The organism is Xanthomonas sp. 3498, from assembly GCF_014199795.1.
Classification (GTDB): domain Bacteria; phylum Pseudomonadota; class Gammaproteobacteria; order Xanthomonadales; family Xanthomonadaceae; genus Xanthomonas_A; species Xanthomonas_A rydalmerensis.
This window is the reverse complement of record NZ_JACHOH010000001.1, coordinates 1,046,446-1,058,829: the sequence shown is the minus strand read 5'-3', so window position 1 is coordinate 1,058,829 and position 12,384 is coordinate 1,046,446. Positions and strand designations below refer to the sequence as shown.

Genomic DNA, 12,384 nt, shown 5'->3' with positions numbered 1-12,384 from the left:
CGGGATTGGGGATTCGTAAAGGCGGCTCTATCGAGCGCTTGAGGCACAGCGGATCACGCCAGCCCTAACGCCGTACGGACACCCGCTTTTGCGAATCCCAAATCCCTAATTCCGAATCCCCGCAGCAAGCTGCCGCCGCTCGCGCCGGCGTGCACGGCGCGCGTACCAGCGTTCGCGCAGGCAGGAGAAGATCACGTACAGCGCCGGGGTGCTGAGCAGGGTCAGGCTCTGCGAGATCAGCAGGCCGCCGATCATCGCGATGCCGAGCGGGCGGCGCAGTTCCGAGCCTTCGCCCAGGCCCACCGCCAGCGGGACCGCGGCCAGGATCGCCACCATGGTGGTCATCATGATCGGGCGGAAGCGCACGATGCAGGCTTCGCGCGCAGCCTCCAGCGGGGTCTTGCCGTGCTCGCGCTCGGCGACCAGGGCGAAGTCGATCATCATGATCGCGTTCTTCTTGACGATGCCGATCAGCAGCACCAGCGCGATCATCGAGATCACCGACAGCTCGGTGCCGGTGACCCACAGCGCCAGCAACGCGCCCATGCCCGCCGCCGGTAGCGTGGACAGGATGGTCACCGGGTGCACCAGGCTCTCGTAGAGCATGCCCAGCACGATGTAGACCACCACGATCGCGGCCAGCACCAGCACCAGCATGGAGTTCGGCTGCAGCTGCACACCGAAGCCGCCGCCGTCGGCGATGCGGATGTCGCCGGGCATGCGCAGCCCGTCGACCGTGGCCTTGATGATCGCATCGCCCTCGCCGGTGCTCACGCCCGGCGCCAGGTTGTAGCTCAGATCCATCGTCGTGTATTGGTTCATGTGCGTGATCTGCGACGGCGCCAGGCCCGGCACCTGGTGCGCCACCGCGGTCAGCGGGATCATCGTGCCGTTGCGGGTGGGCACGTAGATGCGGTCCAGCGCCGCCGGCGTGGCGGTCTGGTCCGGCAGCGCGTTGACCACCACGCTGTACTGGTTGAGATCGGAGTAGATGGTGGAGATCTGGCGCTGGCCGAACGCACCGTACAGCGCGCCGTCGATGGCGCCGACCGATACGCCCAGGCGTGCGGCCAGAGCGCGGTCGATGACGATGTTCTGGCGCAGGCCGGCGTTGTCCACGTCGGTGCCGACATCGCGCAGCTTCGGGTTCTGCTTCAGCGCGGCCTGCAGCTTGGGCAGCCACTCCTGCAATTGCGCGTTGTCGTTGCCCTGCAGCGAGACGCGGTACTGCGCGCCCTGGCTGGTGCCGCCGCCGCCGTCGCTGGGCAGGTCCTGGATCGCGCGCAGGCGCAGTTGCAGGTCCGGGTAGCGGTCGGCCTTGGCGCTGAGCCGCGCCAGGACCTCGGCGGTGGTCTCGGTGCGGCCTTCGTCGCGGCGCTTGAGTTCGATGTTGAAGCTGGCGCTGGAGCCCTGGCGGCTGCTGCCCAGGCGCGCGCCGACGATCTTCACCGCCGGGTCGGACATCAGCATGTCGGTGATGCGGCGCTGGCGACTGACCATGTCGGCGAAGGACACGGTGGCGCTGGAGGTGGCGCGGCCCCAGATCAGGCCGGTGTCCTGCGCCGGGAACGAGCCCTTCTTGACCGCGCCGGCCAGGAACACCGTGGCCACGATCAGCAGCAGCGGGGTCAGCGCCAGCAGCAGCGCGTGGCGCAGCGAGAAGTCCAGGGCCACGGTGTACACGCGCAGCATGCGCTCGTGCATGCGCTCCAGCCAGGCGCCGAAGCGGCCCGGTTGTTCCGGCTCGGCGTGCGCGGACAGGAAGCGGCTGCACAACGCCGGGGTCAGTGTGAGCGAGACCACCGCCGAGACGCAGATCGCCGCGACCAGGGTGACGGTGAACTCGCGGAAGAACACCCCGATCATGCCGCTGGCGAACAGGATCGGAATGAACACCGCCACCAGCGAGGCGGTGATCGAGACGATGGTGAAGCCGATCTCGCGCGCGCCGGCCAGCGCCGCATCCAGCCGCGACATGCCCTCGTCGAGGTGGCGCATGATGTTCTCGATGACTACGATCGCATCGTCGACGACGAAGCCGATCGCGATCACCAGCGCCAGCAGGCTCAGGTTGTTGAGGGTGAAGCCCATCACGTGCATCGCCAGCGCCGCGCCGGCCAGCGACAGCGGCACGGTGGCCGCGGCGATCAGCGTGGGCGCCAGGCGGCGCAGGAACAGCGCCATGGTCAGCACCACCATCGCCAGGCTGATCATCAGCGTGGCCTGCACCTCGTTGAGCGAGGCGCGGATGGTCGGGGTGCGGTCGAAGTACGCCGTCATCTTGGCGCCGGGCTGCAGATAGGTGCGCAGCATCGGGATCTCGGCCTTGACCCGGTCCACCGTCTCCACGATGTTGGCGCCGGCACGGGTGAACACGTACATCACCACCGCCGGCTTGCCGCCGAACCAGGCCGCCTGGTAGGCGTCCTGCTGGCCGTCGTAGACGTTGGCGATGTCGCGCAGCCGCACCGTGCGGCCCTGCTGCTGGCTGATCACCACCTGGCCGAAGTCGGCGGCCTTGGCCACCGCATCGTTGGCGACGATGGCGGTGGTGGTGGCGCCGTCGCTGAGGAAGCCGGTGGGCGAGGTGACGTTGGCCGCGCGCACCGCATTGCGCAGGTCGTCCGGGGTCAGGCCCATGGCGTTGAGCGCGCGCAGGTTCACGTCCACCCGCACCGCCGGCGTGGAGGCGCCGCCGATGTCCACCGAGGCCACGCCGCTGATCTGCCGCAGGCGCTGCGCCAGCAGCGAATCGGCGACGTTGTACAGCTCGTCGGCCGATTGCGTCTCGGAGGTCAGGGCGATGGCGATGACCGGATCGTCGTTGGGATTGGCCTTCTGGTAGCGCGGCGTGGCCAGGCCGGAGGGCAGGTCGGCCTGCGCGGCGTTGATCGCGCTCTCCACGTCCTGTGCCGCCGAGTCGATGTTGCGGTTGCTCTGGAACACCATGAACACCTGGCTGTTCCCCTCCGAACTGGAGGAACGCATGGTGTCGATGCCGGGCACCTGGCCCAGGTGCCGTTCCAGCGGCGCGGTGACCGTGGACGCCATGGTCGCGGCGTCGGCGCCGGCCTGGCTGGCCTGTACGAAGATCACCGGGATCGAGATGTTCGGCAGCGCCGCCACGCCCAGGCGCAGGTAGCACATCATGCCGATCACGAACAGGCCGATGGCCAGCAGCGCGGTGCCGATGGGGCGGCGGATGAAGGGCGCGGAGATGTTCATGGGGCCGGGATTGGGGATTCGGGATTGGGGATTCGGGAAGCGGCATTCCCGCGCGCTACTGGCTCAGTGACTCCATGTGGGATGCCCGGAAACCCGACGCCGCGCGCGCGCCACGATGCGCCACTCCCCACTCCCCAATCCCGGCTTTTCACGCCCGCCCCTCCGCCGCCGTCGCATGCCGCGCCGCGCGGCGTTCGCGCCAGGCGCGCACGCGCTCGGAGGCGCGTTCCATGTACAGGTAGATCACCGGCGTGGTGTACAGGGTGACCAACTGCGACAGCAGCAGGCCGCCGACGATGGAGATGCCCAGCGGGCGGCGCAGTTCCGAGCCGATGCCGTCGCCCAGCGCCAGTGGCAGTGCGCCGAGCATGGCCGCGGCGGTGGTCATCATGATCGGGCGGAAGCGCAGCAGGCAGGCGCGGCGGATCGCGTCGTGGGCGCTGGCGCCCTCGCGGCGCGCGTCGATCGCGAAGTCGATCATCATGATCGCGTTCTTCTTGACGATGCCGATCAGCAGCACGATGCCGACGATGCCGTCCACCGACAGGCTCAGTCCGCACAGCATCAGCGCCAGCAGCGCGCCGACGCCGGCCGGCGGCAACGTGGAGATGATCGTCAGCGGGTGGATGTAGCTCTCGTAGAGCACGCCCAGCACGATGTAGATCAGCACCACCGAGGCCAGCAGCAGCCACACCACGTCGGTCTGGCTGCCGGTGAACTCGGCGGCCTTGCCGATGAACTCGGCATGCAGCTGCGGCGGCAGCTGCAACTGCGCGCGGGTCTCCTCGATCGCCGACACCGCCTGCGACAGCGAGTAGCCCGGCGCCAGGTTGAACGACACCGTCACCGCCGGCAGCTGCTGCTGGTGGCTGACCACCAGCGGCGTGGTCGACTGCTTGGCCTCGGCCACCGCCGCCAGCGGTACCGTGCCGCCGCTGCCGACGGTGATGCCGGTGTTCTGCGCGCCGATGCCGGTGGCGGTGGAGGAGTTGCTGGAGGTTGTCTGGCCGAAGCTGGTGGCGTTGCTGGCGGTCAGCGCGCCGCTGCCGTTGCTGGCCACCGCCAGCTGGTTCAGCAGCGCGGTGCTGGTGCGGAATTCCGGCGCCACTTCCAGCACCACGCGGTACTGGTTGAGCTGGGTGAAGATGGTGGAGATCTGGCGCTGGCCGAAAGCGTCGTACAGCGTGTCGTCGATGGTCTGCATCGGCACGCCGAGGGCGCTGGCCTTGTCGCGGTCCACGCGCAGTTCCAGCGCGCGGCCCTGGTTGGCCAGGTTGTTGTCCACGTCGGCCAGTTCCGGGCGCTTGCGCAGCGCCTCGGTCAGGCGCGTGGCCTGGGTCGCCAGTTCGGCGCTGTCCACGTCCGAGAGCGAGTACTGGTACTCGGTGGCGGCCACGCGGGTGTCCAGAGTCACGTCCTGCACCGGCTTCAGGTACAGCGCCACGCCGGGCAGCCCGGCCACCGCCTTCTGCAGCCGCGGCATCACGTCTTCCAGGCTGTCGCGGTCGCTGCGCGGCTTCAGCACGATGCTGAGCTGGCCCAGGTTGAGGGTGGGGTTCATCGAGCCGGCGCCGATGAAGGCGGCCACGCCGGTCACCGCCGGGTCGCGGCGCAGCGCCTCGGCCACCGCCTGGGTGCGCTGCTCCATCTGCGGGAACGCCACGTTCTGGTCGGCCTGGACCACGCCGGTGATCAGCCCGGTGTCCTGCTCGGGCAGCAGGCCCTTGGGGATCACCACGTACAGCAGCACGGTCAGCACCATGGTCGCCAGCGCCACCAGCAGGGTCAGCTTCTGGTGGCCCAGCACCCAGTCCAGGCTGCGCTCGTACAGCGCCACGGTGCGCGACCACAGCGTGGTCTTGCCGGCCGCCGCCGCCCGCTCGTGCGCGTCCTCGCCCTCGGGCAGAGCGTCGGGCTTGAGCAGGTAGGCGCACATCATCGGCGTGAGCGTCAGCGACACCAGCATCGAGATCACCACCGCGATGCTCAGCACCCAGGCGAACTCGTGGAACAGGCGGCCGGTGACGCCGGGCATCAGGATCAGCGGCAGGAACACCGCCACCAGCGACACGGTCAGCGACAGCACGGTGAAGCCGATCTGGCGTGCGCCGATCTCCGCGGCCTCGCGGCCGCTCTTGCCCTGTTCGATGTAGCGCACGATGTTCTCGATCATCACGATCGCATCGTCGACCACGAAGCCGGTGGCCACCACCAGCGCCATCAGCGACAGGTTGTCCAGCGACATGCCGGCGAAGGCCATCACCGCGAAGGTGCCGGCCAGCGACAGCGGCACCGCCACCGACGGGATCACCGTGGCCCACAGCCGGCGCAGGAACACGAAGATCACCGCCACCACCAGGCCGATGGTCAGGATCAGGGTGAACTTGACCTCGTGCACCGAGGCGCGGATGGTCTCGGTGCGGTCGGAGAACACGTCCAGGTGCACGCCGGCCGGCAACACGCCTTGTAGCTGCGGCAGGATCGCGCGGATCTGCTCGACCGTCTGCACGATGTTGGCGCCGGGCTGGCGGCGCACTTCCAACAGCACCGCCGGCTTGCCGTCGGCCCAGGCGGCGAGCTGGTCGTTCTCCACCCCGTCCACCACCTTGGCCACGTCCGACAGCCGCACCGGTGCGCCGTTCTTGTAGCTGATGACGGTGTCGCGGTACTCGGCGGCGCTGGACAGCTGGTCGTTGGTGCCGATGCTGTAGGACTGGGTCTTGCCGTTGAGCGAGCCCTTCGGCGCGTTGACGTTGGTCTGGGTCAGCGCGCTGCGCAGCGCCTCCATGGTCAGGCCCATGTTCGACAGCTGCGCCGGGTTGACCTGGATGCGCACCGCCGGGCGCACGTTGCCGGCGATCGACACCAGGCCCACGCCCGGCACCTGCGACAGGCGCTGGGCCAGGATCGAGTCGGCGTAGTTGTTGACGTCGCGCAGCGGCAGCGTGTCGGAGCTGAGCTTGAGGGTGAGGATCGCGGCGTCGGCCGGGTTCACCCGGTTGTAGACCGGCTGGTAGGGCAGCGAGGAGGGCAGGGTGGACTGGCGGATCGCCGCCTGCACGTCCTGCGCGGCGATGTCGATGTCGCGGTCCATGGCGAACTGCAGCACGATCGTGGACAGGCCGGCCGACGAGTCGGAGGTCATCATCTGCAGCCCGGAGATCTGCCCGAGCTGCCGCTCCAGCGGCGTGGTCACCAGCGAGGCCATGGTGCTGGCGTTGGCGCCGGGGTACTGCGTGGTCACCACCAGGCTGGGCGCGTCGATTTCCGGCAGCGCCGACACCGGCAGCTGCCGGTAGCCGAGGATGCCGAGCAGCAGCACGCCTGCCATCAGCAAGGTGGTGGCGATCGGGCGGCGGATGAAGATCGTCGAAAAGCCCACGGGGAAGATCCTTGCTGGTGAGAGTCCGGCGCGGCCGTGCCGGCGCCGGGAAAGACGGCGGAATCAGCGGCGGCCGTGACCCCGTGCCGCGATCGCGACGTGAGACGGGAACGCCGCCGCCAGCGGGCGACCCGGCGCGTGCCGGCCACGCGGGCTCGGCACGGCTACCGTCGCCTGCTGGCGCGATGCGCTCAGCGCGGCCCGCCGCCGCCGCGGCGTCCGCCGCCGCGCTGCTGCTGCTTGCCTTCGGCGGCCTTCAGCTCGGCCTCGGTCGGCTCCGGCGGCGCCTCGCCCGGCTTCAGCGCGGTCACCTTGGTGCCGGGCTTGAGCCGGAACTGGCCCTCGGTGACCACCCGCTCGCCGGCCTTCAGGCCTTCGGTGAGCTGCACCTGGCTGTCTCCCACTTCCGCGCCCTGCTTGACCGTCTGCATCTTGACCGTGTTGTCGGCCTGCACCACGTACACGTAGTCGCCGTTGGGGCCGCGCTGCACCGCCTGGGTCGGCACCACCACGCCGTCGGCCACGGTGCGCAGGGTCAGGCGCACGTTGACGAACTGGCCCGGCCACAGCGCGCGGTCGTCGTTCGGGAACACCGCGCGGACCTTGAAGGTGCCGGTGTCGGCGCTGATCTGGTTGTCGATCACGTCGACCTGGCCGTCGCTGGCGATCGGATGCGCGTCGGTGCGGTCCAGCGCGGCCACCGGCAGCGGCGCCGCCGCCTGCGCCTGGCGCACGTCCTGCAGCTGGATCTCCGGCAGGTTGAAGATCACGTAGATCGGATGCACCTGGGTGATGGTGACGATGCTGCTGCTGGTGCTGACGATGTTGCCCACGTCCACCCCGCGGATGCCGGCGATGCCGTCGCTGGGGGCGAGGATGCGGGTGTACTGCAGCTCCACCTGCGCCGCGCGCATCTGCGCGTCGTTGGCGGCGACCGCTGCTTCGTACTGCGCCACCTGGTTGCGCTGGGTGTCCAGGTCGGTCTTGGCCACGTACTGGCGGTAGGCCGGCGAGTCGGAGCGCTGGAAGGTGGAACGCGCGGTGGCCAGCAGCGCCTGGTTCTGGCGCTTGCTCGCCGCGGCCTGGTCGTAGCTGGCCTGCAGCGAGCGCGGGTCGATCTGCGCGAGCAGCTCGCCCTTCTTCACTTCCTGGCCTTCGCGGAAATTCAGGCTCATCAGCTGGCCGCTGACCTGCGGGTTGACGGTGACGGTGCTCAGCGCGGTCACCGTGCCGGTGGCGGTGGCGTAGATCGGCACCGTCTGGCTGGTCGCGGCCACCACCGTTACCGGGACCGGCGTGGCATCGCTGTCGTCGCCCATGCCGTCGCCGGCGCCGCCGCCCTTGTGATGCCCACCGCCGCGCATGAAGCGCGTGCCCACCACCACCAGGGCCACCGCTGCGAGGATCAGCAGCGCAATCTTCCAGAAACGCGACATCCGGGGAAACTCCTGTGGCGAGGCGGGGTGGAGGGCCCTCCCGCAGTGGCTGGTGACGAGCGAGGAAGCATATCGCCGGCGCGTTGCGATTGGACCATGACTGAAGGGACAGGCCCCGCGGGTGGGCAAGGCTGGTCGTCCGCTCTCGCAACGCACCGGCGGTGCATCGGTTGACACGGATTCGCAAGGGTTTTTTCCCCGCGGCGGGATCCACGGCCGCCCCCGGCCGGCCGCCGATGCACTACATTGACTGAACGCCCGTTGCGTCCCGACCTGGAGCCCTGCCATGCCGCGCCTGTCCCGCCTGCTGTCCGCGATGCTGTTCGCCGTCCCCGCCCTGGCCTGGGCGCAGAGCGCCGAGCGCCCGGAGGTGACGGCCGCCGCGGCCAAGTTGCAGGCCAAGGTGGTGGAGTGGCGGCGCGACTTCCACCAGCACCCGGAGCTGTCCAACCGCGAGGAGCGCACCGCCGCCAAGGTCGCCGAGCGGCTGCGCGCGCTCGGCCTGAAGCCGCAGACCGGCATCGCCCACCACGGCGTGGTGGCGATCGTCAAAGGCGCGCTGCCCGGGCCGAAGATCGCCCTGCGTGCGGACATGGACGCGCTGCCGGTGACCGAGCAGACCGGCCTGCCGTTCGCCTCCAAGGCCACTGGCGAGTACCGCGGCGAGACCGTGGGGGTGATGCACGCCTGCGGCCACGACGCGCATACCGCGATCCTGCTCGGCGTCGCCGAGGCGCTGGTGGCGATGCGCGCGCAGCTGCCGGGCGAGGTCATGCTGGTGTTCCAGCCCTCGGAGGAGGGCGCGCCGGGCAACGAGGAGGGCGGCGCCTCGCTGATGCTCAAGGAAGGCCTGTTCCGTGACTTCAAGCCGCAGGCGATGTTCGGCCTGCACGTGTTCTCCAGCGTCCAGGCCGGCAAGATCGCGGTGCGCGGCGGCCCGCTGATGGCCGCCTCGGATCGCTTCAGCATCAAGGTGATCGGCCGCCAGACCCACGGCTCGGCGCCGTGGAACGGCATCGACCCGATCGTGACCAGCGCCGACCTGATCGGCGCCGCGCAGACGGTGATCAGCCGCCGCGCCAACCTGTCCAAGCAACCGGCGGTGCTCAGCTTCGGCGCGATCAAGGGCGGCATCCGCTACAACATCATTCCCGACGACGTGGAGATGGTCGGCACCATCCGCACCTTCGACGAAGGCATGCGCCAGCAGATCTTCGCCGACCTGAAGACCGTGGCCGAGCACACCGCCGCCGCGCACGGCGCCAAGGCCGAAGCGCACGTGCCCGACCAGGACGGCAACCCGGCCACGGTCAACGACCCGGCACTGACCGCGCGCATGCTGCCCAGCCTGCAGGCGGTGGTGGGCGCCGGCAACGTCTACGAACCGCCGCTGCAGATGGGCGCGGAGGATTTCTCGTACTACGCGCAGCAGGTGCCGTCGATGTTCTTCTTCGTCGGCGCCACCGCCCCCGGCATCGACCCCGCGACCGCGTCCAGCAACCACTCGCCGCAGTTCCTGCTCGACGAGACCGCCCTGGACGTCGGCCTGCGCGCCATGCTGCAGGTGACGTTGGATTACTTGAAGCAGTGATTGGGGAGTGGGGAGTGGGGATTCGCAAGGGCGTGGGTGCAGCGGCGTAGGCGGAATCGCTCACATGTCCGGCATGGATGGACACCCGTAGGAGCGGCTTCAGCCGCGACAGGCTTTACCGGGAAGGCTGTCGCGGCTGAAGCCGCTCCTACAAGAGCCGTGCTCGATCGCTCCCCGTAGGAGCGACTTCAGTCGCGACGCATGAAGCCCTGAACCGAGGTGCTGCTTCGGCAGCAGTCGGGACTGAAGCCCCTCCCACAACGCTCATCGCGCCTGCTGCGAGCCCTGCAGCTGTAGGAGCGGCTTCAGCCGCGACGCGCGAAGCATCGAATCGACGCAAACAAGTCGACGCAAGCAAGCCCGATTTTGCTTTCGCCAACCCCGAATCCCCACTCCCAAATCCCCGCCCCATACACCTCCCAGCCAGAACGCCCCCGCTACACTGCAGCGCATGAACACCCCCCAGGATTCCAGCCTCGGCCGCGAGGTCGCCTACCCGTCGCAGTACGATCCCGCGTTGCTGTTTCCCATCCCGCGTGCCGCGGCACGCAGCGAGATCGGTCTCGACCCCGCGGCGCTGCCGTTTTTCGGCGTGGACCGCTGGCATGCCTACGAACTGAGCTGGCTCGATGCGCAGGGCAAGCCCTGTGTCGCCACCGCGACCCTGCAGGTGCCGTGCGCCTCGCCGAACCTGATCGAATCCAAGTCGCTCAAGCTCTATCTCAACTCGCTCAACGCGATGCGCTTCAACAGCGCCGAAGCGCTGCGCAGTTGCATCGTCACCGACCTGTCGGCGCGCGCCGGCGCCGACGTGGCGATGGAGTTCGGCCTGCCGCCGATGGACACGCTGGGCGAGGGCGAGTCGCTGGACGCGCTGGACATCGCCATCGATTGCTACGGCCCGCCGCGTCCGGACTTCCTGTCCGCTACCGCCGGCGACGTGGTCGAGGAAACCCTCACCAGCGCCTTGCTCAAGTCCAATTGCCCGGTCACCGGCCAGCCGGACTGGGCTTCGCTGCATCTGCGCTATCGCGGCGGCCGCATCGATCGCGAAGGCCTGCTGCGCTACCTGATCAGTTTCCGCGAGCATGCCGGCTTCCACGAGCAGTGCGTCGAGCGCATCTTCCACGACCTGATGGCGCGCTGCCGCCCGCAGTCGCTGCAGGTGGAGGCGCGCTATACCCGCCGCGGCGGCCTGGACATCAATCCCTGGCGCGCCACTCCGGATGTGGCCGAACCGCTGAGCTTCCTGCGCGATCTGCGCCAGTAGGCAGGCGCGGCGACGTACTCGCCGCATGGCACGGCTCATGCTGTGCCTGCGGTCCGCATGCGATCGGATTGCTGAGCGTGCCTGCGACGCGCGCCCCGCGCATGTGTCCCGAATCGCTCGAATGACAATACGTGTCGCCACATGCGCTGCGCGCTACGCGCCTGAACCGCGTCCGCGCGGTTCACGGCCGCGCTATCTTTTTTTAACAAATCCTGTGACACCGTGGCAGCGTCCTATCACGCAGGGAGCCACGCGATGAACAGCGACAAGCGCGCCGACTTCTCGGCAGTCACCGCCAAGGTGGATACCACCGCCGACGTCGTGCAGAAGGCGGATTTCTCCGACGTGCAGAGCAAGGTGGACAGCACGGCCGAGCAGGTGCAGCAGGTGTATGTGGTCAAGCCCGGCGATTCGCTGTCCAAGATCGCCAAATTGCATTACGGCGACGGCAATGCCTGGACGCGCATCTTCGAGGCCAACCGCGACGTGCTCGTCGACCCCGACAAGATCTATCCCGGTCAGACGCTCAAGCTGCCCGCCGGCGCCTGACCCGCCCTCATTGCCAATTCCCGCTCTTCCGACAGGAGTCCCGTCCCGATGAAAACCCGTTCGATGTCCTCGTTCTCGCCGCTGCTGATCGCCCTGGTGGGTGCACTGGCGCTGGCCGGCTGCAAGAAGCAGGAGCAGGAACAGCACGTGTCGTCCGATCCCACCTCGTCCGCGCCCACCGAGCAGATGCCGGGTCCGGCCGCGGCCCCGGCGGAACAGCCGGCGCCGGCCGCTGCGGGTGCCAATGCGGTGAATGTCGCTGCCGTCGCGGTCGGCAACACCGCCGCCGCGGACAAGTCGGTCGCGCCGCTGACCACGCTCGCCAGCAAGGACAAGATCATCGTCTCGGTGAAGACCGAGGGCTCGGCCACCAATGCCAATGTCGGCGCCAAGCTGGTGTTCCAGGACGGCCAGACCGCCGGCGAGCGCACCGAAACGCTCAATACCAGCGGTGCGGACACCACCAACTTCGAGTTCACCAATCCCAAGGGCTGGCCGGCCGGCCAGTACAAGGCCGAGGTCACCGTGAACGGCCAGGCGGCGGGAACGCCGCAGACGTTCCAGGTGAAGTGATCTTGGGCTGAGTCCCGGTCACGCGTCGCACGCGCCGCCTCTCTCCCGGCACGTGCGGCACGCTGGCGCAGCCGCGAGGCTGCGCCTTTTTTATGCATGGTGCGATGGGAGCGTCCCAGCGCAGGCCGCCTATCGGCGTGCCACGGGAAGACACGCATCCCGTGCGGAGAGGGGTGCGTGACCGCTGCATAGCGGCTTGGCTGATGTCGTGTACAGCACGGTGTGTTGCGCGATGTCCTGTGCTGTCGCGCAGGACAGCCATCGGGCATGCACGCCCGCGCGGATTCTGCGCCAGATCGGACGCCCGACGGATGCCGAAGTTGCGTAGCGCTTGCCGACAGCACATCACACCCCGCGC

The 12,384-nt window shown here is 69.0% G+C and carries 7 protein-coding genes; 4 read left to right on the top strand and 3 right to left on the bottom strand.

Features of this window, described 5'->3' with window-relative positions:
- Window positions 1-105: 105 nt before the first annotated feature.
- The 3 genes from GGR66_RS04200 to GGR66_RS04190 all read right to left on the bottom strand — a co-directional run bounded on the left by GGR66_RS04200 (window position 106) and on the right by GGR66_RS04190 (window position 8,043).
- Complete coding sequence (locus tag GGR66_RS04200) at window positions 106-3,225, bottom strand: efflux RND transporter permease subunit (RefSeq protein WP_184447313.1); 3,120 nt, start codon at window positions 3,223-3,225, stop codon at window positions 106-108.
- 148 nt (window positions 3,226-3,373) lie between these two features.
- Complete coding sequence (locus GGR66_RS04195) at window positions 3,374-6,607, bottom strand: efflux RND transporter permease subunit (protein ID WP_184447312.1); 3,234 nt, start codon at window positions 6,605-6,607, stop codon at window positions 3,374-3,376.
- A gap of 191 nt (window positions 6,608-6,798) precedes the next feature.
- Window positions 6,799-8,043, bottom strand: a complete 1,245-nt coding sequence (locus tag GGR66_RS04190) for an efflux RND transporter periplasmic adaptor subunit (protein ID WP_184447311.1) — start codon at window positions 8,041-8,043, stop codon at window positions 6,799-6,801.
- A 286-nt stretch (window positions 8,044-8,329) separates the two neighbouring features.
- On the opposite strand from GGR66_RS04190, the gene GGR66_RS04185 reads away from it, so the two are divergent.
- The 4 genes from GGR66_RS04185 (at window position 8,330) to GGR66_RS04170 (ending at window position 12,026) form a co-directional block, all read left to right on the top strand.
- Window positions 8,330-9,634: a M20 family metallopeptidase gene (locus GGR66_RS04185; protein WP_184447310.1), complete on the top strand. Its 1,305-nt coding sequence runs from the start codon at window positions 8,330-8,332 to the stop codon at window positions 9,632-9,634.
- 451 nt (window positions 9,635-10,085) lie between these two features.
- On the top strand, window positions 10,086-10,904 hold the full coding sequence (gene queF, locus GGR66_RS04180; protein ID WP_184447309.1) for an NADPH-dependent 7-cyano-7-deazaguanine reductase QueF: 819 nt from the start codon (window positions 10,086-10,088) through the stop codon (window positions 10,902-10,904).
- 255 nt (window positions 10,905-11,159) lie between these two features.
- On the top strand, window positions 11,160-11,453 hold the full coding sequence (locus tag GGR66_RS04175; RefSeq protein WP_160965905.1) for a LysM peptidoglycan-binding domain-containing protein: 294 nt from the start codon (window positions 11,160-11,162) through the stop codon (window positions 11,451-11,453).
- Window positions 11,454-11,501: 48 nt separating this feature from the next.
- The gene (locus GGR66_RS04170; protein ID WP_160965907.1) at window positions 11,502-12,026 is read left to right on the top strand and encodes a hypothetical protein; all 525 of its coding nucleotides are present in this window, start codon (window positions 11,502-11,504) and stop codon (window positions 12,024-12,026) included.
- Window positions 12,027-12,384: the final 358 nt, after the last annotated feature.

Bases quoted from the DNA above. Each gene is read 5' to 3' on its own strand.
- GGR66_RS04200 (WP_184447313.1), bottom strand. From the start codon at position 3,225: ATGAACATCTCCGCGCCCTTCATCCGCCGCCCCATCGGCACCGCGCTG.
- GGR66_RS04190 (WP_184447311.1), bottom strand. From the start codon at position 8,043: ATGTCGCGTTTCTGGAAGATTGCGCTGCTGATCCTCGCAGCGGTGGCC.
- GGR66_RS04185 (WP_184447310.1), top strand. From the start codon at position 8,330: ATGCCGCGCCTGTCCCGCCTGCTGTCCGCGATGCTGTTCGCCGTCCCC.
- queF (WP_184447309.1), top strand. From the start codon at position 10,086: ATGAACACCCCCCAGGATTCCAGCCTCGGCCGCGAGGTCGCCTACCCG.
- GGR66_RS04175 (WP_160965905.1), top strand. From the start codon at position 11,160: ATGAACAGCGACAAGCGCGCCGACTTCTCGGCAGTCACCGCCAAGGTG.
- GGR66_RS04170 (WP_160965907.1), top strand. From the start codon at position 11,502: ATGAAAACCCGTTCGATGTCCTCGTTCTCGCCGCTGCTGATCGCCCTG.